The following is a 23,076-nucleotide window of genomic DNA, read 5'->3' as shown; positions in this document are numbered from 1 at the left end:
CGATTTTTCGTAAAACTCATCCGATGATTCCCCGGCATTTTATCGATAGTACTTCACTAATACACCTCTTCAAATGTGCGGTCTGATGGTTTGATAAACCGCTTGAATTTATCCGTTGGGATCTCATCAAGCGACTCCGGCAGTTCTTTTTTGATCTGTACGTAATCGATCAGGTTCAATCGAACGAGCTGTTTATAAATCCCGATCTCCATCCCCTTCATCCCGCAGATATAGATAAGTGTGTTATCTTTCCGGAGAATTGGCTGAAGGAGTTCTTCCTCATCTTCTAGCTGGGTCTGCACATAAAACTTGGATCCGTCTTTACGACGTTTTTCCCTGGAGATCGATTTCAGATAGTGAAAGTTTTCATGTTTTTTGTCCAATCCTTCAAAAAAATCAGCGTACAGAAGGTCAGTTCGGTAGGAGCATCCGAAAACGAGCACACAGTCGTTGGTGTACTCCTCCTCAAAAAGTTCTTTGATCATTCCGCGATAGGGTGCGATTCCCGTGCCGGTTGCGAAAAACAGGTAGTTAAAATCGCGGGCATTTTCGGGGAGCAGAAACCGCTTGCCGCTTGGCCCGGTCATCTTCACCTTATCGCCAGGCTGCAAATCTGAAAGGTAGTTTGAAGCTACTCCCAGGTAAAGTTTATTGTCCCACTCCTCAATTGTGCGCTTTACCGTAGTAGAAACGAGATGTTTTTTTCCGTGCTCACCTTTTGTCGGGGATGATATAGAGTAGAGTCTTAATTTATGCGGACGGCCGTTCCGATCTTCACCCGGTGGTAAAATTCCTACGGACTGCCCGGCAATGATTCGGTTTTCGAGCTCTGTTCCGGATACATCAAAAGTAACATGACGAACAATATTCGGACTCGATTCTTTCGTTACGATATAATTTTCTACTACAACTACTTCAACAGGATCTTTCGGCGAATAGATGTTCAGTTCAACTTCGGGGAGAGTTAGCTCAGACATATTAATTTAATCGTGGATGTTTAAAAATGGATCACATTAGGAAGCTATTTAAAAAATCTGACGGCACTATGCCGTGAGTGTATGGCAGACTTGCAGTATATAAATCACACAAGCAATAAATCAAACGAACTATACGGTTGGAATCGCTTTTTCTCAGAACTTATTCGTTTATTCGTGGGTATGCTTCAGTTTTTAAGTGGAAATTCAAGAATTCGGTCCACGTAATCCGATTCGATATCCGCGGTGTGAGAAGCCATCAGAATAAGAGCGCCTTCCCCCTTCATCTCTTTAAGGATCGCCTCCACAACGGTGCGCGTGGAGGTATCGAGACCGCGTAACGGTTCATCCAGAATGAGGATGCGGGGTGCTACGATACAGGCGGCTGCAATTTGTGTTTTCTTTTTCATACCGGTGGAATAGGTACCGATCTGCTCATACCTGTCATCGCCCAAATTAAGCCTTCCATAAAGATCATTAATTTGTTTGGGTGACTGATCATCCCGCCACATTCCACGACTGCGAAGCACCCACTCCAGCAGTTCAACCGCGCTCATATGAACGGGAAGACTTTCCTGATCGTGAACCAGTCCAACATCTTTTAGGTACTCACGGGGAGATTTGTGGATGTTGATTTCCCCATAAAAAACAGATCCTGCAGATGGAAATGAGTTCACCGACAGCAGGCGCAGAAATGTGGTTTTACCCGATCCGTTCGGGCCCCGCAAACCGATAAATTCGCCCGCTGAAAACGTGTCGTTTATCGATTCAAAAATCGTTTTACCCGCCTTAAACTGCTTGGTAACATTCCGAAGTTCAATCATGAGAGTTATCAGGAGTATACGTTTTTATAAAAGTGAGATACCAGGGAGATAACGGTGGCTGATCCGATATAAAAGAGCAGAACAGCAGCTTGAGCGCTGTACGAAACGTGACCAAAAATCCAGGAGTTAAACAGCATGCTCACGGCCAGGATCAGAATCCAGCGAAACTGGATCCATATCCGCGCGAAAATCCATTCGGCAGCAGAACCGATCCACCGCTGAAACCATGCCGGTGAAAACTGATCAGAGAGCGATATCACAATAATAATATGGTGAAACAGCGAAAACAGCAGCCAGGCTGTTATCATCAGCTCATCACCGGGCCTTTGGTACGACAAGATCCAGATCAGCAGATGGCCGGCCAGCAGCACACGACCTGCCGGAAATTTCCGATCGAGCTGCAGCAGCATCGCCCAAACGTGGCTTTTAATTGGTCTGGGCACCCACCAGAGCTGAAACACCTCAACTTTCCCCTCCTGCTCTTTGCCGGCAACTGTTTCGCCAAAAAATTCATTAAAAAAGGCGGTAGATGCGTAATAATTAGATGGCAGATCTCGGCTTAGCTTCGAGAATGAAACCGCAGCCATAGCCACTAAAATCAGCGCGGGTATCAATTCAAATATCAAACCAAAACTTCCATAAAGCGCCGCTCCTGCCGAAACTGCGATCATACCAAGTGCGCCCACTACGACCGTGTTGATAAAACTGGGGATGGCTCCGGGATCGATCGGGTATTTGAAATACTCGCCGAGGTCAGAACGGAGTTTTTTTCCCTTATCTGACTCTTTCCAGAACTGAGAACTTTTGCCCGAACGAGTGTAGCGAATTACTGAATAAAAAAGCAGGCCGGAAAAGAAGAGGGAGCCGTGAAGAAAATAGATTGCTTTCGCCGCCAGCTCATTGATCGGGGCATGAATATCACCAAAACAGATCACCGCTATGAACAGCAGCGTACTGACCAACAGTACCGATACTCTTCGAACCAGGTGCCGGATCAACCCGGACGGGCCGGCATTCCCAAGCTGCATCAGGGGTGCCGCAGGATCAGGAAACAGAAGGTAGGGTGTGATGAAGGCAATCAGCGCAGATCCGAAAAAGAGAAACATCCTTAAAACAACCACACGCTCCTGCATTCCCGCCATTCCGGTCCATAATAAACCCGCTGCGGTTATGACAACCAGCAGAACAAGTTTACTCCAAAACGGTAATGGGCGAACAGGTGATTTCAAAAAGGGTTCGATTTTGGGTGATCGGAAGCGCACAAAATAAGGGAGATCACGCACAAATCCTGACCAAATTCGCTGTTACCACAAATCCATTTTGATTGATTGTTAAACCGGCTTCCAAATATGAACTTCTGAATACCTTTAAACACAGATCCAAAACTTAATATGCGATTCTGACAAATAAACTAATCAGAGATAAATTCTATAGCTCTGAGGTTTGTTAATGGTGTGATGTGATCCAAACAGCAAAACCGTTATGATGAAAACGCTTCATATCCGATTCAACTTTTGTGGTATGATTTTTTTATATTTCAGGATCACAAAAAAGCGGTTCCAGAACAATAAAAGAAAATACGTAACAGAATGAAATTCTACGTTTGTATAAAACAGGTACCCGATGTTAATGCGCCCCTTCAGATTAAAGACGGCAAACTGATTCAGGATGCAGACCGAAGTATTTTAAACGCATACGATGCATCAGCAGTGGAAGAGGCTCTCGTGCTTAAAGAAAAGCATGACGCAGAAGTTGAAGTAGTTCTTGCCGGCCCGGAAAAAGCGAAAGAGACGATTCGAAAGGCACTCGCCATGGGAGCAGACAAAGGAACCCATATCATAACAAACGACGATTCCGATAACGACTCGTTCACCTATGCTAACATGCTGGCCGCCTTTTTCAAAGATAAAGAGTTTGATTATATCTCCTGCGGAAAGCAGTCACAGGATACTGATTCCGGTCTCACAGGCAGTATGCTCGCCGAACTTCTTGATCTTCCTTATGTCACAAATGCAGTTGGACTAACCTACGAAAATGGTGCTCTAACGGTGAAACGACAAGGGGATACCGGCCAAGAGATCATCTCTCTCCCCTCTCCGGGATTGGTAACCTGCTCCAATGATATGAACGACCCGCGAATTCCGAGTTTGAAAGGAATCATGCAATCCAAAAGAAAGCCGGTGGAAACGATAGCAGCCGACGATCTTAGCCTATCGGAAGGTTTGTCTGCAAAAACAAAAATTACCGGTTTTGAAGAGAAGCCCGGCCGTGAGCCCGGTAAAAAGTTCGAAGGCGAACCGGAAGAAATCGCCAGAGAAGTTGCTCAGCTGCTCGACAGCCAAGAGAACCTTATCTAAACCCATTTATCAACTTACTCCTTAAAAGAATATCTGAACTCAATGAGTACACTCTTAACTTATATCAGTGTTAACGACGGAAAAATAAAACGCTCATCCCTTGAAGTTCTCTCCAGGTGCAACCAGCTTGCAGCCGATAGCGGACAGCAGAGTGCAGCTCTTGTTGTGGATGCAGATGCATCCGGCTATGTGGATCAGCTTAAAAAATATGGCCCGGATAAAATCTACCTGGTCGAAAACCCGATTTTCAAAAATCATCTGAACACACCGCTGATCCGGGCTCTTTCGCTGGCAATTGAGAAAGCCAGCCCGTCGGTTGTGGCATTTGCTTCTACTGAAGGATCAAAAGATGTCCTTGGGGCGCTCGCGGCGAACCAAAAAACCGCATCCCTCGCCGATATGTCTGAATTTGAACTGACAGACAATGGTGTAAAAGGAAAACGCCCCGTGATGGCGGCCAAAATTGTAGCCTCTGTTAAGGCTGAAGGCAGTCCGGTACTTCTCACGGTTCGGTCCGGCTCGTATGATGTAGCCGAAAAGGCAGCTGAGCCTGAAGTGGAAACCATTGATTTTTCATTCAGTGATGATGAGTTGAAAATCACGCTGAAGGAGATTCTCGGAGCCTCCGGGGATAAGATTGATCTCTCCGAAGCGGAAGCTGTTGTTGCAGCAGGCCGCGGCGTGAAAGATGAAGAAGCCCGCAATATGATCTCTGAACTTGCATCTCTTTTAAATGCCGGGATCGGGGCATCACGCGCCTTAACGGAAGCGGGCGATTACGACCCAAGCCTGCAGATCGGTCAGACCGGTAAAGTAGTTGCCCCACAGCTCTACATTGCAGTGGCAATTTCCGGGGCAATCCAGCACGTAGCGGGAATGGCAAATTCAAAAGTGATTGTAGCCATCAATAAAGACCCCGATGCCCCCATCTTTGATATTGCTGATTACGGTATCGTGGGCGATCTCTACAAAGTGCTGCCTCCGTTCATCGAAGAAATCAAAAAACTGAAACAAAATTAGAGTATTAAGTAGTGAGTTGTGAGTGTTTAGATGTGAATGATTAAACATTCACTAAACACTTAGAACTTACAACTCATCACTCATTGAAAAGAGTGCGGTACGTTCCGTTCAAGACTCAAGACTATTAATTCCTGCCCTTATGGATGAAAAATTTGATTGTATAATCGTTGGTGCCGGTGTAGCCGGCCTTGCTGCGGCCATGACTCTTGCCCGCAACAACATGAAATTTCTGTTGATTGAAAAAGGCGAGTTTCCCGGATCAAAAAATGTATCCGGTGGCGTATTGTGGGGAAACGATCTTGCAAAACTGGTGCCCAATTACTGGGAAGAAGATGCCGGATGGGATCGATTCATTAACCAGCGGCGTCTCACATTTATGGATAACCAATCTTCTTTTTCGATTGATTTTAAATCCTCACACTTCAATGAACCTCCCTACACCGGGGTCGTTGTACTTCGTTCCAAATTCGACCGCTGGCTGGCGGATAAAGTTCAGCAGGCGATTGATGAGAGCGATTACGCGATGGATTCGTTCATCGCCCCTAACATTCTTGTGGAGGAAGTTCTTGAAGAAGATGGAAAAGTGAAGGGAATCCGCACCGGAGATGAGAAATTTTATTCCGACTCCGTGATCCTGGCCGAAGGAGTCAACAACCTGCTGACACGTCAGGTTGGCCTGCAGGATAAATATGTACCGGCTGATCATATGCTGACGGGAATCAAAGAGATCATCCGGTTTGATCAGGATGTGCTCGAAAACCGATTTCAGCTGAATGGAAAAAGCGGGATGAGCAACGAATTTGTTGGATTTGCAACAGACGGAGTTGAAGGCGGAGGATTTCTGTACACCAATAAAGATACCCTCTCCCTCGGGCTTGTTCTTGGATTGAAAGATCTGCGTGAAAAAGGGAAAAAGCCGTATGACATTCTGAACACCTTCAAAAAACACCCGGTCATTGCGGACACCATTCGCGGCGGCGAAGTTGTGGAGTATTCCGCGCATGTTGTCTCATCCGGGGATAAGCGGGTGATGCCTGAAAAACTTTATAAACCGGGCCTCGTGGTTTGCGGTGAAGCGGCAAATCTGCTGATGAACGCAGGAAAGGCGATCCAGGGAATGGATTACGCCATGCGATCGGGAATTCTGGCCGGTGAGGCGATCACCGAAGCGAAAAAGAACCAGGATTTTGGTGAATCATCGATGAAAGCGTATGAAAACAACTTGCGGAACAGCTATGTGATGCAGGACATCAACAACTTCCAGGACGCCGTTCATTTGCTTCATGATCCTGTGATGACCCAAAAAATGCCAAATTTAATCTGTGATTTTGGACGAAATTTCTTCAGCATCAAAAATGAACCCACAAAGAAAGCACGCGAAATGCTAAAAGATTCCGTTAAAAAGCATGCTTCTTACTGGGATCTGATTAAAGTGGGTGCTAAAGGAGCGAAAGCTTTATAAAGGAAAAGGCAAAGGTGAAAAGTGAAAAGGCAGATGATATATCACAGAAGTTTTTTAAACCATGTATTTGATCAAATCACAAATTTCTTGCACATACTAAATGAAATCTCCCCTTTTGAAAAGAGAGAATCTTGTGTGCAAGATTTATAAATCAGATTCAGCTTTTCACTTTTCACTTTTCACTTTTCACTTTTCACTTTTAAGAAAAGTCTCAAACCATTTTTTCATTACTAAAATTTATCTATCACAACTATGAAACTCCTGACCCTGCAAGAACAACTCGGATTGGTAAGCTACCGGAACCAGGCAAAATCGGATATCAAGCCACACATCCGCGTGGATACGGAGATTTGCAACTCTACGTGTCCGCACAAATGTACAACTTATGTTTGTCCGGCGAATTGCTATACAATGGATGAGAAAGGGAAAGTGCATTTCCAGGTAGAAGATTGCATTGAATGCGGTACCTGTATGTATGCATGTGATCAGGGGGCGGTAACATGGGAGTTTCCAGATCCTGAAATTGGCCGCGGAGTTACCTGGAATTACGGATAAAAAAAAAGGAGCACCTTCATCTGAAGAATGCTCCTTTATGAAATACGTTTGTGAGTTTACATACGTGTTTCAGGTACTAATTCGATCTCGACGGTAGCACCTTCTTCACTTACCTCAACTTCTGTTTCGGTATCCTCATACTCATCTGCACTTACAGAAAGAGTATATGTTCCTTCTTCAAGGTCCATGAATGAGAAAGTACCGTATTCATCAGTTGTAGCTGACTGTTCGGTTTCATTGATAGTAATCTCTGCACCTGCAACACCTTCATGAGTGTCGGCATCAATCACTGTACCAGCAATTGTATACTCGGCATTCTGAGGAGTGGTTTGATCTGCAGTTGTAGCTGCCATGAACAGTACAGAACTTAGTACGAGGGTGGCTATTACTAAAGCTAATTTTTGGATCTTCATGTTTTCTCTTATTTTTTATTATGGTTGAGTACATTTGGTAGCGAATTATCTTTTCGCTTCATCCCTTCCTATCACTAATCAGAAAGAAAGTTCCTGATTCTTTTCACAAATTCTGATTTTTTACAAATTAATCGATTTCGCAAAATTAGCGGGGCCAAAACATGATTATAAGTAACAATAAAACATCATCTAATATAATCTATAACGCATTGGTAGACTTAAACTTGGGAGGATAAGATATAAAGACTACTATCTCTGTAGATTGAACTACCTCGGGGCAGAACCCGCGAGGTATCAACTAAGAACCCTTAACTTTTTGGTCAATACAAAGCTTACTTTTGGAGTGTCCCCCTTCTCCCGAAGGGATCCCTACGGGGGAAGGAGGCAATGGGGGATGATTTGTAGAGTTTTGAGACCATAAAAATTGTTAATTTGCTAGGATCAACGCCTACAGGATCATCCCCCAGCTCTCCCGACAGCTGTCGGGATCGCTTCCCCCTTCCCCCAAAGGGATGCCCTCGGCAAAAGGGGGACTTTTATTTCTTTCCGACCCAGAGGGTCGGGGAATTAAACCACTTATGATTAAAAAAAGATAGTATTGGAGTAGAGAGCGAACGGGATTGCAATAGGTCTGCCAATCGAAATTTTTGGCAAATTTGAATATGACTTACCATGTATGAAAAAAAAAGCTCTCTTCAACCAAATGAAGAGAGCTTTATAAGCAGTTCAGATGATGAAAAATGTAATACATTTAACACATCCGGAAAATTTTCAGCTTTTTCAGAGTTTAATTTCGACCCGTGAGCCACCCTGTTCAACATCAATGGTAGTTTCAACGGTTCCGTGAGAGTCTGACTCAACAGTTACATCATGAGTACCAACTCCTACATCAACAAATGTAAACACTCCATTTTCATTCGTTACCGTAGATTTATCTTCACCTGTAAGAGTTACAGTAGCATTTGCAATTCGGTCGTATGACTCAGAGTCAAGTACTACCCCTGCAACTGCAGTTTGATCATCAGATCCAACCATTCCTGATGATCCACAGGCAACGGCAAAGAACATTAAGAATATTGTAGCGAGTGGTAGAATCGTTTTGTTAAGCATAACTATTGGTCTGGTTTAAGTTAGAGTATCACTTTTAATTATTATAATGGTACTAATTTGTTTCATAAAAAATGAAATTAAATTTGAAATCGTTCTTTTTGGCTGAAATCATCGAATTTAACCGCATCTGATTTTATTGAGATTGAAGGCTTTTAACCCTCAGAATCGATTGAAATTGTAATATTATGGACAAAAAAAAGGTGCAAACCTTTTAACAGATTTGCACCCTTACTTAATCTGAACTTAAAATTTAATATTCAGGCTCAAGTTCAATTTTCACTTTATCTTTATCTTTATCTCCATACTCATCGCGATCACGGTCTTGATCACGGTCGCCTTTCACCTCAACATCTTTTTCCTTTGTTTCATATCCTCTTGCTTCTACTTCAAGAGTATAGGAATCTTCTTCCAACCCTTCAAAGGAGAACTCTCCGGAAAAGTCAGTTGTGGTTGAATCGGCATTGGCACGATCGTTTCCTTTAATAAGATACACAGTTGCATCGGGTATACCCTCTTCAGTGTTGGCATCGACTACCTCACCTTCCAGGGTTTCCACGCGATCCAGATCGTGCTCAGAATTAGAGTTGAGTGTCTCAACTTGCGTTGCAGCCATCAAAACCATCATACTAAGTATGAGTGTTCCTGCTGTCATGAATGTTTTATTTAACATGTCTATTACCTCTGATTGATTTATTATTCATTTAATTAATTGTGCAGCACCATCGATGCTACTGATGACTCGTAGTAGAACCAGTACTGATTGTTCCAAGTTTTTTAAATGAAAACTTAAACGATCATCAGAACCTTATAAACGCCCCTGAAACACTTTAAACCGATTTTTTAGTTATAAAAATTTTAAATATCAGGGCTTTTCATGTATGTAAGCTGCAATTATTTCTGCTGAGGGGTTTGTTATTTTGATCATTTGTTCCAGAATGATTCGTTACTTCTTTTTAACAGGATTAGCCAAATGAAATCTGCTTTTAAATCGTTATCTTGTGGAAGCGTTTCCAATCAACTTAAACATATTCACAACCATGAGTTTAGAAGTACTTGAACGAACAGAAAATTTATCTTTTGAGCTGTCCGAAGATCAGCAGATGATCCGCGACAGTGTTCGTGATTTCGCAGAACGCCACATCGCACCGGATGTGATGGATCGGGATCACAACAAATCTTTCCCCCACGAAATTGTAAAGATGCTGGCCGATCAGGGCCTTCTTGGAATTTATCATGATGAAAAATATGGCGGTGCCGGTTTCGATACCGTCAGTTTCTGCCTCGCCATTGAAGAGATTGCCCGCTGGGATGCTTCACTTGCCCTCACTGTTGCTTCGCACACCTCGCTTGGGAGCGGACACATCGCCCTTGCGGGATCTCACGAACAGAAACAGAAATATCTCACTCCGCTTGCAAGAGGCGAGAAACTCGGTGCATGGTGCCTGACAGAGCCCGGATCAGGAAGCGACGCGTCAGGTATGAAGACCACAGCCGTTAAGCAAGGAGATCACTGGATCATCAACGGCAGTAAAATTTTCATCACACAGGGTTCAGTCGGAGATGTTTACGTAGTTCTTGCTAAAACGGACCCAACCCTGGGCACCAAAGGGATTAGTGCCTTTATCGTTGAACGCACCATGGACGGAGTGAAACCGGGGCCCCCGATGCATAAGCTCGGGATGAATTCATCCGACACCACAGAAGTAGTTTTCGAAAATGTAAAAATTCCCCTGGATAACCTGCTTGGAGAACTTGGAAAAGGATTTATCGACACCATGAAAGTTCTGGACGGCGGGCGGATCGGGATCGGTGCATTGTCGATAGGAATTGCGCGCGGAGCCCTGGAAGAGTCGATGAAATATGCGAAGGAGCGCAAACAGTTTGGTAAATCGATTGGAGATTTCCAGGCTATCGAGCATAAAATGGTGAACATGGCGGTTGAAATTGATGCGGCACGTCTGCTGGTCCATCGAGCCGCCTGGCGAAAAGACCGCGGAAAATCATATACAAAAGAAGCGTCTATGGCCAAGCTTTTTGCCTCGGAACTATCAGAACGCGCCGCGCTGGATGCCATCCAGATTCACGGCGGGTATGGTTATACCAAGGAGTACCATGTAGAACGATTTCTGCGCGACTCCAAATTGATGACCATTGGGGAAGGAACCTCCGAAATTCAGCGGCTGATTCTTGCGCGCATCCTCAAAAACGAAATGGGTTACAACGAATAGTTCCCAATAGTCCCAGAAAAAGCCACATATCGAAACCGGTGTGTGGCTTTTTTTATTATTATTAGTTTCTGTTTCTAAACAGGTTCACCTCTCCTCCAACAATAACTACAACACCCAAATCCGTCAGTTGTATAGATATGTTACCATCCCCTTGATGGTGATGCGTTCCAATGTAGTAAGATGTCTGTTCTGTAAGATTAATTAGATAAAAGGAAACCTCCCTATCATAATCATACGATGAATTGCCATATGAAGTCACGGATATTACAAAATTTGTATCATCGACTTGAAACAAATCAGATATCCCTCCTTTTGGGGTCGTAGTAACACGCCTTGATATTGTGTCGTATTCATGGATTGTCTGATTATATGTTTCCAGTCTCATCTTATGAATCAAATCGCCATCATCATTGAATATGAATAAAAAAGGTAATCGGTTATAGGCAATAAGATAATAATTCAATAAATCGCTTGATCGGATAGTACCTTGCATTAATAAATTTTTCAAATAAAAGTCATTCGTTTGATAATACTCCCCAAATGAATGCACGCTTTCACCTTCCGCTGTATATATAGTAATATTTTTTTCAATTTGACCATCATAACGGGTTCCCATTACAGCAAAATCGTTGTTCATAACTGCTAAAGATTTAGCCGATACATCCGTAGGAATTGAAATTTTATATTCACACGGCTCATTATCACAGTCAAAAACTGTAATTTTATGATCATCGCGTGGCAATAGGATTTTATTATTATGCTTTATGAGGTCGTTAGCATAAGCAATATCCCCGGGTCCCCTTCCAAACGGGGCGGTTTCAGTAATACTACTATCTGAAAGATCATACTCTAAAAGTTGATCGCTTGCGATATGTAATAGAATGAGCCTTTCGTCGACGCTAACTGCTTTTGCTCCCCATGAATTTCTCAAGACGACTGGTGTAGCTTCAATCTGATTGGGAGATTCCAAAAATCGGGCCAGTATCTCAACCTGACGAGGCAAATCAGATCCAAATTCAGACAAGTCCTGATTTTTGGACATTAATGTATAATCATACTCTGCATATGGTATCAGATTATAATCAGGATGCTCTACAATTCTTGTTTCATCTGACTTATCACATGCAGTACAGAAAAATAACAAGGACAGAAATCCCCAAAGAAGCTGCCTCATGATCAATCCGCTAAGCTATTTATCCCTAACTGAGTGGCTATTTTTTCAAAATCATCTTCCATAAGCTTCTCATATAAAAGTGCCAGATCCTGAGAGCCTGAATATCTTTTAACTAATTGTTCTTCCCTAAACGCATTTCCGATCCCCATTCCAGCCGGTTCAATTCTGTACGTTGATCGATTAATTAATATTTGTGGTACACTGCCCTGACCTGCAAAATCACCCTCACCCCAAATGTATTCCATATGTCCCCAGTTGTAGTAATATGCGCCAGTGTTGATTTCATGATATGGCCACGTTTCTTTTAAATGTTCATACCCGGAAACAGGATCTTCGTCGGCAGCAATTCCAGTGAACCACGTTTGATATCCCAAATGGTCAGCAACTTCATTTAATCTATTCTTGATGAATGTGATCTTTTCAATTGCCTCATCACTTGAACAGTGATTACAATTAGAGGCTCCAATATAAACAACCTGAAGACTCTCAATTGGTTCAAGAGGATTTCTGGGCGGCTCATTATGTTCTGAAGTACTCCTATCAGTAGTGGAAAAATTCTTTCCATTTTCAGATTCACACGCAAATGTTAGCAGCACCAAATAGGCTATTAAACCAACTTTTTTACTCATAATTTTTAAAATGCTAAATTTAATAAGAAATGGAGAGTGAATTCTGCAACTGTCATTTCCCGTTTTTTTTCGGTCACTGAGCCTGTACTTATTACGCCTTAAGTAGTATACTAAAATTCTTCTTAACCAAAAATGTTTATTACTTAATAAGTGTTTTAACCAACTCTCAAGTTTCTAATTTTCATACCACTTGAAATTTTGGCAATATTATGTTGTCAACACAATATGTTAAATCTCACATTTAATTCAGCGGCTGATTCTTACGCGCATCCTCAAAAACGAAATGGGTTACAACGAATAGTTCCCAGTAGTCCCAGAAAAAGCCACACATCGAAACCGGTGTGTGGCTTTTTTTTTAGCCCTGCACCACACGATATTCTTGATGGAAGTTTGATTGATTAGTTATAGATTGTATATGCCGTAGTTTGTGTCCAAACAAGGAGAATGTTAAATGAATAAGCAAACCCCCATCTTTGTAATCGCCCGCATCGGATATATCGCCAAAGGTCTGGTCTATTTTATGGTGGGTCTGCTGACGATGCAAACAGCCATCGGGATGGGAGGAGAAACCTCTGACGCAACCGATGCGTTTCGTGAGTTTATCAATCAGCCATTCGGGTCGGTTCTGCTGATCGGTATTATTGCCGGCCTGATCGCACATGCCATTTGGAGAATGGTTCAGGCCATCAAAGATCCTGAAAACCGGGGCAGTTCCGGGAAAGTAAAATTTATGCGGGCGATCGATTTCATTGTCGGATGTATTTACATCTCCATGTCATATGCTGCCTGGCAAATTCTGCAGGGACTGAATACTCCGGATGGTGATGAAACTACGGAAGTGTGGGTGGAACGGATCCTTGAGCTGCCTTTCGGTAGTTGGCTGATCATGATAGCTGCCGGTTTACTTCTGATCGGCGGACTGTATCAATTCTACTCTTCCTGGTATGCTACATTTGAATCGAGTTTCAGTGAAAAATCGATGAACGAGAAAGAAATGGGAATCTTGAGATGGCTTGGACGTATTGGAGTTGCAGCCTGGGGTTTGGTTTACTGCATGATGGCATTCCTCTTTTACCGGGCATCAGTAACGTTTGATGCCGAAGAAGCCGGCGGCCTTTCCGAGGCACTTAGCTCTTTGCGCGATCAGCCGTACGGCATCTGGGTCCTCGGAATTACTGCGGGAGGACTGATGGTATATGGTATTTATCTATTTGTTCTGTCTTATTATCACAAAGTATTTGATGAAGGTTTCGATGCTTCATCTTAAACTTTTAACTGAATAATTGGCGTGCGTAACCTCAACAAATCACAACATTTCATCAATCATTCCACACTCAGGATAATGAAGAATCCGGGTGATTTACCTGGGTGATTTCTGTACATTGTATAAGCAAAAATATCACACCGATTTTAAACGATTTCTGCCATGTCAAATAACTCTTTTAACATCAACGACGCCTACCTGTTTGAATCTGAACTCTCCGAAGATGATAAGATGATCATGGAATCAGCAAGGGAGTATGCACAGTCGAAACTTGAACCCCGCGCGCTCAAGGGAAACCAGGATGAGGTTTTTGATATCGAGATGGCGAAAGAGATGGGGGATCTCGGACTGCTGGGTGCTACAATTGACCCGGAGTATGGTGGCGTGGGTGCCAGCCAGACCGCGTACGGACTCATTGCCCGCGAGGTGGAACGGGTAGATTCCGGTTACCGGTCATTTATGTCGGTTCAATCCTCTTTGGTGATGTATCCCATTTCCATTTTTGGCACCGAAGATCAGAAACAGAAGTTTTTACCGCGCCTGGCATCCGGTGAAATTATCGGATGCTTTGGATTGACGGAGCCTGATCACGGATCTGATCCCGGTTCAATGACCACCACCGCGATTAAAACAGACGGCGGATGGAAACTGAATGGTGCAAAGATGTGGATCACTAACTCCCCTATTGCCGATGTGGCTGTAGTTTGGGCCAAAGCAAAAGAGAAGAAAGATGATGAGCCGGTTATTCGCGGCTTCCTGGTTGAAAAAGGGATGGATGGATTTTCCGCTCCGGCTACGAAACATAAAATGAGTCTGCGAGCCTCCTCCACCGGTGAGCTGGTTTTTGAAGATGTGTTTGTACCCGATGAAAATGTGTTTCCCGATATCCGCGGACTTAAAGGACCGTTTATGTGCCTGAACAGTGCCCGATACGGGATTGCGTGGGGCGCCGTTGGAGCTGCCGAATTCTGCTATGAAAAATCGCGGCAATATGTGCTCGACCGTAAGCAGTTTGGCAAACCGATAGCGGCTAACCAGCTTCCTCAAACCAAACTGGCCGATATGCTTACCGACATCACTTCCATGCAGATGCTCGCCTGGAGGCTGGGCAAACTGAAAGACGAAGGGCGTCTCCACCCTTCTATGGTGTCGCTCGCCAAGAGAAATAATGTAGGCAAAGCGCTCGAAATCGCCCGTGTTGCGCGGGATATGCACGGCGGAAACGGAATCTCAGGGGAATATCGCGTGATCCATCATATGGTAAACCTCGAATCGGTGAATACCTACGAAGGCACGTATGACATCCACGGATTGATCCTGGGGCGCGAAATTACTGGAATTCAGTCATTTGTACCGAAGGGATAATTCCGGTGAAACTATTTCAAAAAAGGTGAAGTCAGATGCTTCATCTTTTTTTAGTTCGGGAACAAAACCGATATTTCCTCTATTCTATTTTTAGAAGCTATGTATCATCATTCCACAACTCCGTAATTTATGGTTCGTTGAATGGCTTCGAATTCTCACCTTATTTCTTCACAAAACAGATCATGAAAAAATATTCATCTATCATTGGGGGCATCGCATTTCTTGCCGGATGCCTGGTAATCGGGCTCTTCCTGAAATCCTCCGTTAATACCTTTAAGCAGTACGACCGCACGGTTACGGTCCGCGGGCTTTCCGAACAGGAGCATCTTGCCGATATTGTAATCTGGCCAATTCGTTATACCGAGACCGGCAATAATCTTGAAGAAATCTATCAAAAGCTGGATGAAAGCAGTGAAAAAGTGAGGCAGTTTTTGCAGGACAATGGAATATCGCCTGAGGCCATTTCTTCAGCCACACCGGTGGTAACCGACCGTTCAGCCCAATTTTATGGAGACAGTAATTTCCAGTTTCGGTATGTAGCCGTACAGACGATAACTGTTTACACGGATGATGTTCAGGGAACCCGCAATATTATGAACCAAATGGTGGAACTCGGAAAGCAGGGCGTAACCATTACCGGTGATGAGTACTACGACCGTGCCGAATACCTGTTCACCCGTTTGAACGACATCAAACCGGAGATGATTGAAGAAGCGACGAAAGAGGCCCGGAAAGTGGCTGAGAAATTTGCGGAAGATTCCAACAGCCGGCTGGGGAAAATCAAAACTGCATCCCAGGGTCAGTTTAGCATCTCACCGCGTGATAACAACAATCCGCACATCAAAAATGTACGTGTGGTATCTACAATCGTTTATTACCTGGATGATTAGTAAGCGGATTGAACGCGGTGCTCGTCAGCTAAATCCAATCTGTAGGCGTTTACAATTTTGAATCCCATATCGTCCTGCTCAACCGTGTAGATCAGGCCGTTCTGAACATGAACCACCGGTTTATCAAACGGCCAGGTAAATGTTGCGATCAGCTCTCCATTCCGGTCATCAACCACCCACCATTCGAGTTGATTTCGGTCACCCGTGATCACAGAAATCCAGATGCGATTATCATCATCCGCAATTATGGAGTAAATCGCCGGCCACTCATCGGGAAATTGTGCACTTTCGCGTACTCTCAGAAGCTGATCGTTATGGCTGTACAAGGGATGAATTTCTTCATCGGGATCGAGCGGCTCTCTCGCTTTCGGATAGTAGTAAGAGTGCAGTTCACGGCCGTCTGCATCACGTACACGGATCAAAAATTCTTCAGAATAAGCGGAATAGATCCTGTCGCCGGCAGAAACTTCTGCGATCGGACGTTCAGGAAACGGAATTGTGAAGGGGGCGGGCCTGCCGGCGTAATCACCAACGATATACCTGAAGTCCGGCATTTCATAGAGCGGCTTCCAATCTGAATTACCCATCGAATCTGCACGAAAATATCGTACTGCTCCTATCGGATCATATGCGGGATCTCTTTGCTTGTGCAGGGAGATGAGGAAGGAAGATTCTCCCAGCAGCGCTACTGGCTTTGAATCAGCACCCGTCCAGTCAACAGGTATCAAATCCGGCTGGTGCCAAATGCCAAGTGTATCGGTAAATTCATTATTTATAGTATCATAAATGGTTACCCTGTTCAATTCTCCATCAAAAATATAGAGGTCATCCCTTCGAAACTGCAGGCGGCTGATTTGCTGAAATTCTCCAAACCCGGTTCCGTATTCACCCAGACTGTCAGTGAGAGTTCCGTCAGGCTGGAACTTGAAAATTTTGGTTCGTTTCCACGATTCACCGGCTATATAGACCGCACCGGTGGGATCAGCAATAACGGATGAAATCTCATTTAAAAACAAGGAGTCCTGAAACGTTGCCACCGGCTGCAGATCGGCGGCAGGGACCGCCCTCTCCTCGTTTGAAAGTATAATGAGCGAATCGATAGCGGCCACGTGAGCCGGCAAACCGTCTTGCGATTCCGTAGTGCATCCCCAAAATAACAGCGTGCACAAAACAAGATAAAGTCCGTGTTTTAGATGTGATGTCAATAGTCTAAGAATAATTGATTTGCTTGAAATCTGATACGTAAAATGGTAACATGATATTATAATTATAGTAAATTAAGCATATTTGCAGGCTTTTTAAAATGAAAGTGGTTGGATGGGCAAAAGTGAGAAGTGAAAAGTGAGAAGGATTGGATCCCGTGTGTGAAGCCACATATTAAATATTTATACATAAAGAAGACGCCGGATCGGGGGCCGGTTTTGATCAAATAGAAATCTGCGTTAATATTTGATATGGCTTTTTGTGATGCTTTTCTGATTTTATATGTTATGATTTAAACGTAGCCCCCTTTTGCTTCATGAATACTCATCTTCTTTTTGTTTACGGCACTCTCAGGAGTGATTCCAGCGTCAACCGGGCTGACTTGCTTGGCGGAAATTCAGTTTTTATCGGCAGGGGATTTGTTCAGGGGCGGTTGTACGATCTCGGCTGGTATCCCGGGCTGGTTTTGTCTGATAATCCGGAGGAACAGGTCTGCGGTGAAATTTACAGGATGACGGAACCCGCTGTAGTCCTGGCCGGTCTGGATGAATATGAGGGGTGTTCAACACGCTATCCGGAGCCGCATGAGTACCGCCGGAAGGAAATCAGCGCGAAACGGCAAGATGGTAAATCAGAGAATGTATGGGCTTACATCTACAATCATCCAACAGCTGATAAAAAACGGATTACCGGGGGTGATTATGTTGAATATATCAAAGAGAGCCCATAACGGTTTGGCGTTTAAACGATTTTGCCATTTGCTGCTCCTAAAGTGGTAAAAAAAGGATATACCGCAAATCTAAAAAATTTTTTTTAACAACTTTGAGCGGCAAAATCCGGTTGATTCGAAGAACCGCGAAGCGCTACGCTGGTTATAGCAACCTCTAATCGATTTCTAAAAATTTACCAGGCTCATGAGTTTTTATGACTGATGGTAATTTCTCGACCAGTTGTACTAAATCTTCATAAGTATTGGTTCTGGCTTTCAGAAGTACAACCTGGATTGAAGAAGAGGGGATGGATTGTTGGAAACTCAAATTTTTGTCACTTGTAATAAAAACATCAAATTCTTTCTCGGCAACTGACAATAACTTCCCATTCGAAAGACTTGCCCATCCCATAGCGCTTCGCGGTACTTCGTATCAGGAGTCGTTTTAACAAATAAATTCGAATCTAATTCTTCAATTCTGTACTTCAATTTTTTTGGAAGGCATTCATCCATCAAAATCTTGATCATTGCGGCTGAAGTAGTTGATCTTTAAATCTCTCAAGCACCTGAATTGCTTGTTGTTTGGTTACTGTGGGGAAATCTTCCAGAAATTCGTTAAGGGAATGGTCAGCCTCCAGATATTCAAAAAAGGTGCTAACCGGGACACGGGTACCTTTGAAGACAGGTGTACCACCGAGTATGTCTTTCCGCCTTTCTATAAGATTATTTGGAGTAGCCATTTTTATGGAAGAAAAACTTAATGTTTATCAAGTAATATAGTCAACGAACAGGCGACTTGGAAATTTTTGAAAACTCGATAGGTAAGCTTTTACGAAGTTGCTATAACCGGAGAGTTATAACCTGAGCTCTATAACTCTGGCAGCCGGATCTCCTGTTCACTCAGAATATCCCGGTGATTGTTGATGAACTCTCTGATCTGATCAATTCCCACGGCGTAGGTAATTCCATAGTTGATACGCTGTTTCCGTTCAACAAAAACGGCTCCCCTGTACTCAAGATCCGGATGAAATTCCATATCGGAATCCCGTTCTGGTACCAGGTATTCTTCGTGTGATGCAGATGCAGATAATACCATCCCAACCCATTCAAGGCCGGACCCATCACTGCGTTCCGCAAATATCGCTCCGCCGCTGAAACCCCTGTTTATTGATGCATCAAAAACAAAACTTCTTCGGGGTGAGTGAATCGACTTACTCACCATTCCCCGGGTAATCATGCCCACTCCCAACGGGTAACCAATCGCATAAACCTGGTCCGACCATTCAAGAGCTTCATAGTTTCCTGCCTCAATCTGCAGCGGTGTCAATTCAGGCCTGTCATTGCTTCCCCACCTTTTTATCATTAATGCAAGATCCTGGTCAGGATCATTCACTCCAACTTCAAATTCATAAATTCCATGAGAACCGATGATAAACCGAGAGATCGATTCACGTACTGAAACTGCTTCAACTCTGCCCTGCGGGGTTCGCACGGATCCTTCTGTAAAATGCCACACTGTGTCAGGGTACGATACTACATGTGAAGGAGTGAGCAGTACACTATTTCCGCGACGATTTGAAAGTACAAGCGCAGAACCCGCTCTTGAATTATGATCCAGCATTGTATCCAGCGCCCGTTCACTAAAATCTGTGCCCTCAAGTTCTGCACGGGTCGGCAGATCATCAAGATCAAACTGAAACGTACGATACCCTGCTGTGATCTGAATACGAATTACGGACTCCATTCCCCTGTTTAACTGATTTCGCAAAAAATCTGACCCTGCAGCACTCATGTAACGGGTTTGCGAATCATGAAGAGTACGTTCCGAACTTACTTTTTCGGTGCCGGAACATCCGGTTGAGAGAAAAGCGAATAATAATAGACCGAAACTATACTTTAGTAATTTTTTCATTACTCGAAGTAAAATCACTTAATGGCAGACAGATTAGAACAGATTAAATTATTAACTTCAAAAATCATAAAAAATTTTATACCCTGAATGTATTTTATCTCCATTTGATATCCTGCTTAAGTCAGATATGCTTGCCCGATCCGCTGGCAATCTAACTATGCAGTAATTTTAACAATTCTGAAATAGCGAACATTCATTTACTCAGTTAATTATGCAGCAAGAGAAAAAAAAAGCAGAAAATACATCATCAAAAAAATCTACATCCTGGCACCAACAGCAGATTGATGAAGTATTCTACAACTTGCACACCTCCAAAGAAGGACTCTCACCGGATGAAGCCGAGCAGCGGCTAAATGAACATGGGGAGAATAAACTACCCGAGTCCGAGCCCCCATCTGCCCTGAAACGATTTCTGATGCAGTTTCACAACGTCCTGATCTACGTTTTGATCGCTGCTGCCGGAATTACCGCGCTGCTTGATCACTGGCTCGATACCGGCGTAATTCTGGGTGTTGTTCTGATCAATGCCATCATCGGGTACGTTCAGGAAGGCAAAGCGGAAAAAGCACTTGAAGGGATTCGCAACATGCTCTCGCTCGATGCCACTGTTCTTCGAAACGGCCAGCGCAGAAAAATTGATGCCGAACTGCTCGTTCCCGGTGATATCGTCCTGCTGGAATCCGGTGACAAAATACCGGCAGATTTACGCCTGATTGATGTGCGAAATCTCCGAATTGAAGAGTCGGCATTGACCGGCGAATCCGTTGCAGTGGAAAAACACACTGAGGAAGTTGAAGAAGACGCTGTACCCGGCGATCGTAAAAATATGGCGTTTTCAGGCACTTCGGTGGTCTATGGCCGCGCAACCGGTGTGGTTGTTGAAACCGGTTCTCACACCCAGCTCGGCCAAATCAACCGGATGATGACCGATGTGGAGAAAATCACCACTCCCCTGCTGAGGCAGATCGATCAGTTTGGTAAAGTTCTGTCTGTAGGGATACTTGGTCTCACTGCGATCTTTTTTGCGATAGGTTATTTTTTCCGGGACTACGAGATTAGCGAACTGTTCATGGCTGTGATCAGCCTCGCTGTTGCCGCGATTCCGGAAGGTTTACCGGCCATCATGACCATCACCCTTGCGATCGGGGTTCAGGCGATGGCGCGCAGAAATGCAATTATCCGAAAACTGCCGTCAGTTGAAACGCTCGGTTCGGTCAGCGTGATCTGTTCTGATAAAACAGGAACCCTCACCCGTAACGAGATGACGACGAGAAGTGTCATCACTGCCGACGCCGAATACGAAGTGGAAGGCGCCGGGTATGAACCCGAAGGAGATCTCATCAAAAATGGGGAAAAAATTGAAGCCTCACAAGAACCGGTTCTTCAAAAACTGATCGAGACCGTCATTGCCTGCAGCGATTCACAGATCCACAAGGAAGACGACCAGTGGAAACTGGAGGGTGATCCCACAGAGGGAGCACTTGTAACTCTTGCACATAAAACCGGCTTTGGTAAATTTAATCCAGATCGCGTGGATCATATTCCGTTTGAATCGGAACATCAATTTATGGCGACACTGAATGAGAATAATGGCAAACGGATCGTATACGTGAAAGGTGCGCCGGAACGTCTGCTGGAGCGGTGCGATGCTCAGCTGACAGCCGACGGCCGGGAAGATCTTGATACTGAATTCTGGCGGGAAATGAGTGAGAAGCAGGCCGGACAGGGACGCAGGCTGATTGCTGCCGCTTATGCAGAAACGGATCAAGATGTGGATGGAATCGACCACGATGACATACAAGGGCTAACTTTTCTTGGGATTGCCGGAATTGTAGATCCGCCGCGCCCCGAAGCGATCGAGGCGATTAAAGCGTGTAAATCGGCAGGTATCCGTGTTAAGATGATTACGGGCGACCACCTGGTTACAGCCAGCGCGATCGGACTTGAACTGGGGCTGAGTGATGGAACAAAAGCGATCAGCGGCGCAGAACTTGAAGCGATGAACGACCAGGAAATCCGCAAGGCTGCACTTGAATATGATGTATTTGCACGAACCAGTCCCGAACACAAACTTCGTCTGGTGAAAGCCCTGCAGGAAGAGAATTTAATTTGTGCCATGACCGGTGACGGCGTAAACGATGCTCCCGCCCTGAAGCGCGCCGATGTAGGCATTGCGATGGGCATCAAGGGAACGGAAGTAACCAAAGATTCCGCCGAAATGGTGCTGGCAGATGACAATTTTGCCTCCATTGCCAATGCCGTTGAAGAAGGACGTACGATCTACGACAACCTTAAAAAAGCAATCCTGTTTATTATTCCAACAAACGGTGCTGAATCGCTTGTAATTATGGCCGCTGTGCTGATGGGGCTCGTTCTCCCGATAACGCCGGTACAAATATTATGGGTAAACATGGTTACGGCAGTCACGCTGGCCCTCGCACTCTCTTTTGAACCTACGGAACCGGGGGTGATGAAACGTCCCCCGCGGGATTCCGGCGATGCAATTCTGAGCGGCTACCTAATTTGGCGAATCGCGTTTGTATCCGTGCTGATCGGCGGACTTACCCTCGGAATGTACTACTGGCTGAAACAGAATGGGTACGACGTTGAAACGGCCCGGACCATCGCTGTAAACACACTCGTTGCGGGGCAGCTGTTTTACCTGTTTAATTGCCGAAGGATGCATGGTCCGGCCATCGATTCCGGATTTTTCGATAACCGTGCCGTCTTTTATACCACCGGTTTGCTGATTTTTTTCCAGTTTCTGTTTACCTATGCCCCGTTCATGAATACGCTGTTCGGTACCGACCCGCATGAATTAAGCTACTGGATCTTTCCGTTAGCGGCCGGTGTGATTGTATTCCTGACCGTTGAACTGGAGAAACTGATATTTGGAAGGAGACAAAAAGCGAAACAGAAAATGAATTCCTAAGATTCAGGATCTTTGATTCGTTTTTTTCTGATACTGTAACTCTCTATTTTAGTCT

22 protein-coding genes are annotated in these 23,076 nt (G+C 44.4%); 10 read left to right on the top strand and 12 right to left on the bottom strand.

Going from position 1 to position 23,076, the window contains the following annotated elements; translation table 11 throughout:
- Positions 1 to 56 precede the first annotated feature (56 nt).
- The 3 genes from DYD21_RS19915 to DYD21_RS19905 form a co-directional block, all read right to left on the bottom strand.
- Complete coding sequence (locus DYD21_RS19915) at positions 57 to 977, bottom strand: FAD-binding oxidoreductase (RefSeq protein WP_116038778.1); 921 nt, start codon at positions 975 to 977, stop codon at positions 57 to 59.
- A 185-nt stretch (positions 978 to 1,162) separates the two neighbouring features.
- Complete coding sequence (locus DYD21_RS19910) at positions 1,163 to 1,798, bottom strand: ABC transporter ATP-binding protein (protein WP_116038777.1); 636 nt, start codon at positions 1,796 to 1,798, stop codon at positions 1,163 to 1,165.
- Between the two features lie 8 nt (positions 1,799 to 1,806).
- Positions 1,807 to 3,027 carry a hypothetical protein gene (locus DYD21_RS19905; RefSeq protein ID WP_147303660.1) on the bottom strand — a complete coding sequence of 407 codons (1,221 nt, stop codon included), beginning with the start codon at positions 3,025 to 3,027 and terminating at the stop codon, positions 1,807 to 1,809.
- 360 nt (positions 3,028 to 3,387) lie between these two features.
- Between DYD21_RS19905 and DYD21_RS19900 the strand changes: the two genes are divergently transcribed.
- From DYD21_RS19900 to DYD21_RS19885, 4 genes are all read left to right on the top strand, one after another.
- A complete protein-coding gene (locus DYD21_RS19900; RefSeq protein WP_116038775.1) occupies positions 3,388 to 4,155 on the top strand; it encodes an electron transfer flavoprotein subunit beta/FixA family protein in 768 nt (255 codons plus the stop codon).
- Between the two features lie 42 nt (positions 4,156 to 4,197).
- Positions 4,198 to 5,175, top strand: coding sequence for an electron transfer flavoprotein subunit alpha/FixB family protein (locus DYD21_RS19895; RefSeq protein WP_116038774.1), 978 nt, complete (start codon positions 4,198 to 4,200; stop codon positions 5,173 to 5,175).
- Between the two features lie 139 nt (positions 5,176 to 5,314).
- Positions 5,315 to 6,637, top strand: coding sequence for an FAD-dependent oxidoreductase (locus DYD21_RS19890; protein ID WP_116038773.1), 1,323 nt, complete (start codon positions 5,315 to 5,317; stop codon positions 6,635 to 6,637).
- A 252-nt stretch (positions 6,638 to 6,889) separates the two neighbouring features.
- Entirely contained in the window at positions 6,890 to 7,192 is a 303-nt protein-coding gene (locus tag DYD21_RS19885) for a ferredoxin family protein (RefSeq protein WP_199535617.1), read from the top strand.
- Between the two features lie 56 nt (positions 7,193 to 7,248).
- Here the strand turns inward: DYD21_RS19885 and DYD21_RS19880 are convergent, their stop codons facing one another.
- The 3 genes from DYD21_RS19880 to DYD21_RS19870 form a co-directional block, all read right to left on the bottom strand.
- The gene (locus DYD21_RS19880) at positions 7,249 to 7,605 is read right to left on the bottom strand and encodes a beta-sandwich domain-containing protein (RefSeq protein WP_116038772.1); all 357 of its coding nucleotides are present in this window, start codon (positions 7,603 to 7,605) and stop codon (positions 7,249 to 7,251) included.
- Between the two features lie 780 nt (positions 7,606 to 8,385).
- Positions 8,386 to 8,715 (bottom strand): carboxypeptidase regulatory-like domain-containing protein, encoded by a 330-nt coding sequence (locus tag DYD21_RS19875; RefSeq protein WP_116038771.1) that lies wholly within the window; start codon positions 8,713 to 8,715, stop codon positions 8,386 to 8,388.
- Positions 8,716 to 8,965: 250 nt separating this feature from the next.
- Positions 8,966 to 9,385 (bottom strand): beta-sandwich domain-containing protein, encoded by a 420-nt coding sequence (locus tag DYD21_RS19870; protein WP_116038770.1) that lies wholly within the window; start codon positions 9,383 to 9,385, stop codon positions 8,966 to 8,968.
- A gap of 367 nt (positions 9,386 to 9,752) precedes the next feature.
- Here DYD21_RS19870 and DYD21_RS19865 point away from each other — a divergent pair, with 367 nt between their 5' ends.
- A complete protein-coding gene (locus DYD21_RS19865; RefSeq protein ID WP_116038769.1) occupies positions 9,753 to 10,943 on the top strand; it encodes an acyl-CoA dehydrogenase family protein in 1,191 nt (396 codons plus the stop codon).
- A gap of 61 nt (positions 10,944 to 11,004) precedes the next feature.
- On the opposite strand, the gene DYD21_RS19860 is transcribed toward DYD21_RS19865, so the two are convergent.
- Positions 11,005 to 12,117, bottom strand: a complete 1,113-nt coding sequence (locus tag DYD21_RS19860) for a hypothetical protein (protein WP_116038768.1) — start codon at positions 12,115 to 12,117, stop codon at positions 11,005 to 11,007.
- A gap of 2 nt (positions 12,118 to 12,119) precedes the next feature.
- A complete protein-coding gene (locus DYD21_RS19855; RefSeq protein ID WP_116038767.1) occupies positions 12,120 to 12,746 on the bottom strand; it encodes a hypothetical protein in 627 nt (208 codons plus the stop codon).
- Between the two features lie 451 nt (positions 12,747 to 13,197).
- On the opposite strand from DYD21_RS19855, the gene DYD21_RS19850 reads away from it, so the two are divergent.
- The 3 genes from DYD21_RS19850 (at position 13,198) to DYD21_RS19840 (ending at position 16,265) form a co-directional block, all read left to right on the top strand.
- The gene (locus DYD21_RS19850) at positions 13,198 to 14,013 is read left to right on the top strand and encodes a DUF1206 domain-containing protein (protein ID WP_116038766.1); all 816 of its coding nucleotides are present in this window, start codon (positions 13,198 to 13,200) and stop codon (positions 14,011 to 14,013) included.
- A 159-nt stretch (positions 14,014 to 14,172) separates the two neighbouring features.
- Positions 14,173 to 15,375 (top strand): acyl-CoA dehydrogenase, encoded by a 1,203-nt coding sequence (locus DYD21_RS19845; protein WP_116038765.1) that lies wholly within the window; start codon positions 14,173 to 14,175, stop codon positions 15,373 to 15,375.
- Positions 15,376 to 15,557: 182 nt separating this feature from the next.
- The gene (locus DYD21_RS19840; protein WP_116038827.1) at positions 15,558 to 16,265 is read left to right on the top strand and encodes an SIMPL domain-containing protein; all 708 of its coding nucleotides are present in this window, start codon (positions 15,558 to 15,560) and stop codon (positions 16,263 to 16,265) included.
- On the opposite strand, the gene DYD21_RS19835 is transcribed toward DYD21_RS19840, so the two are convergent.
- Positions 16,262 to 17,470 (bottom strand): hypothetical protein, encoded by a 1,209-nt coding sequence (locus tag DYD21_RS19835; RefSeq protein ID WP_147303659.1) that lies wholly within the window; start codon positions 17,468 to 17,470, stop codon positions 16,262 to 16,264. The two genes, DYD21_RS19840 and DYD21_RS19835, sit on opposite strands and share 4 nt — an antisense overlap.
- 314 nt (positions 17,471 to 17,784) lie before the next feature.
- Between DYD21_RS19835 and DYD21_RS19830 the strand changes: the two genes are divergently transcribed.
- Complete coding sequence (locus DYD21_RS19830; RefSeq protein ID WP_116038763.1) at positions 17,785 to 18,198, top strand: gamma-glutamylcyclotransferase; 414 nt, start codon at positions 17,785 to 17,787, stop codon at positions 18,196 to 18,198.
- Positions 18,199 to 18,352: 154 nt separating this feature from the next.
- Here DYD21_RS19830 and DYD21_RS19825 read toward each other — a convergent pair whose 3' ends face one another.
- The 3 genes from DYD21_RS19825 to DYD21_RS19815 form a co-directional block, all read right to left on the bottom strand.
- On the bottom strand, positions 18,353 to 18,589 hold the full coding sequence (locus tag DYD21_RS19825) for a hypothetical protein (protein WP_116038762.1): 237 nt from the start codon (positions 18,587 to 18,589) through the stop codon (positions 18,353 to 18,355).
- 112 nt (positions 18,590 to 18,701) lie between these two features.
- Positions 18,702 to 18,917 (bottom strand): DUF433 domain-containing protein, encoded by a 216-nt coding sequence (locus DYD21_RS21560; protein ID WP_116038761.1) that lies wholly within the window; start codon positions 18,915 to 18,917, stop codon positions 18,702 to 18,704.
- Between the two features lie 128 nt (positions 18,918 to 19,045).
- The gene (locus DYD21_RS19815; RefSeq protein WP_116038760.1) at positions 19,046 to 20,089 is read right to left on the bottom strand and encodes a serine protease; all 1,044 of its coding nucleotides are present in this window, start codon (positions 20,087 to 20,089) and stop codon (positions 19,046 to 19,048) included.
- A 211-nt stretch (positions 20,090 to 20,300) separates the two neighbouring features.
- Between DYD21_RS19815 and DYD21_RS19810 the strand changes: the two genes are divergently transcribed.
- Complete coding sequence (locus DYD21_RS19810) at positions 20,301 to 23,021, top strand: cation-transporting P-type ATPase (protein WP_116038759.1); 2,721 nt, start codon at positions 20,301 to 20,303, stop codon at positions 23,019 to 23,021.
- Positions 23,022 to 23,076 lie beyond the last annotated feature (55 nt).

Origin of the sequence: Rhodohalobacter sp. SW132, assembly GCF_003390325.1 — a bacterium.
Classification (GTDB): Bacteria; Bacteroidota; Rhodothermia; order Balneolales; family Balneolaceae; genus SW132.
This window is presented reverse-complemented; position numbering and strand designations above follow the sequence as displayed.

What these genes read in the sequence shown, in the direction of transcription:
- DYD21_RS19915 (WP_116038778.1), bottom strand. Translation starts at nt 977, where the DNA reads ATGTCTGAGCTAACTCTCCCCGAAGTTGAACTGAACATCTATTCGCCG.
- DYD21_RS19910 (WP_116038777.1), bottom strand. Translation starts at nt 1,798, where the DNA reads ATGATTGAACTTCGGAATGTTACCAAGCAGTTTAAGGCGGGTAAAACG.
- DYD21_RS19900 (WP_116038775.1), top strand. Translation starts at nt 3,388, where the DNA reads ATGAAATTCTACGTTTGTATAAAACAGGTACCCGATGTTAATGCGCCC.
- DYD21_RS19895 (WP_116038774.1), top strand. Translation starts at nt 4,198, where the DNA reads ATGAGTACACTCTTAACTTATATCAGTGTTAACGACGGAAAAATAAAA.
- DYD21_RS19890 (WP_116038773.1), top strand. Translation starts at nt 5,315, where the DNA reads ATGGATGAAAAATTTGATTGTATAATCGTTGGTGCCGGTGTAGCCGGC.
- DYD21_RS19885 (WP_199535617.1), top strand. Translation starts at nt 6,890, where the DNA reads ATGAAACTCCTGACCCTGCAAGAACAACTCGGATTGGTAAGCTACCGG.
- DYD21_RS19880 (WP_116038772.1), bottom strand. Translation starts at nt 7,605, where the DNA reads ATGAAGATCCAAAAATTAGCTTTAGTAATAGCCACCCTCGTACTAAGT.
- DYD21_RS19875 (WP_116038771.1), bottom strand. Translation starts at nt 8,715, where the DNA reads ATGCTTAACAAAACGATTCTACCACTCGCTACAATATTCTTAATGTTC.
- DYD21_RS19870 (WP_116038770.1), bottom strand. Translation starts at nt 9,385, where the DNA reads ATGTTAAATAAAACATTCATGACAGCAGGAACACTCATACTTAGTATG.
- DYD21_RS19865 (WP_116038769.1), top strand. Translation starts at nt 9,753, where the DNA reads ATGAGTTTAGAAGTACTTGAACGAACAGAAAATTTATCTTTTGAGCTG.
- DYD21_RS19860 (WP_116038768.1), bottom strand. Translation starts at nt 12,117, where the DNA reads ATGAGGCAGCTTCTTTGGGGATTTCTGTCCTTGTTATTTTTCTGTACT.
- DYD21_RS19855 (WP_116038767.1), bottom strand. Translation starts at nt 12,746, where the DNA reads ATGAGTAAAAAAGTTGGTTTAATAGCCTATTTGGTGCTGCTAACATTT.
- DYD21_RS19850 (WP_116038766.1), top strand. Translation starts at nt 13,198, where the DNA reads ATGAATAAGCAAACCCCCATCTTTGTAATCGCCCGCATCGGATATATC.
- DYD21_RS19845 (WP_116038765.1), top strand. Translation starts at nt 14,173, where the DNA reads ATGTCAAATAACTCTTTTAACATCAACGACGCCTACCTGTTTGAATCT.
- DYD21_RS19840 (WP_116038827.1), top strand. Translation starts at nt 15,558, where the DNA reads ATGAAAAAATATTCATCTATCATTGGGGGCATCGCATTTCTTGCCGGA.
- DYD21_RS19830 (WP_116038763.1), top strand. Translation starts at nt 17,785, where the DNA reads ATGAATACTCATCTTCTTTTTGTTTACGGCACTCTCAGGAGTGATTCC.
- DYD21_RS19825 (WP_116038762.1), bottom strand. Translation starts at nt 18,589, where the DNA reads ATGGGATGGGCAAGTCTTTCGAATGGGAAGTTATTGTCAGTTGCCGAG.
- DYD21_RS21560 (WP_116038761.1), bottom strand. Translation starts at nt 18,917, where the DNA reads ATGGCTACTCCAAATAATCTTATAGAAAGGCGGAAAGACATACTCGGT.
- DYD21_RS19815 (WP_116038760.1), bottom strand. Translation starts at nt 20,089, where the DNA reads ATGAAAAAATTACTAAAGTATAGTTTCGGTCTATTATTATTCGCTTTT.
- DYD21_RS19810 (WP_116038759.1), top strand. Translation starts at nt 20,301, where the DNA reads ATGCAGCAAGAGAAAAAAAAAGCAGAAAATACATCATCAAAAAAATCT.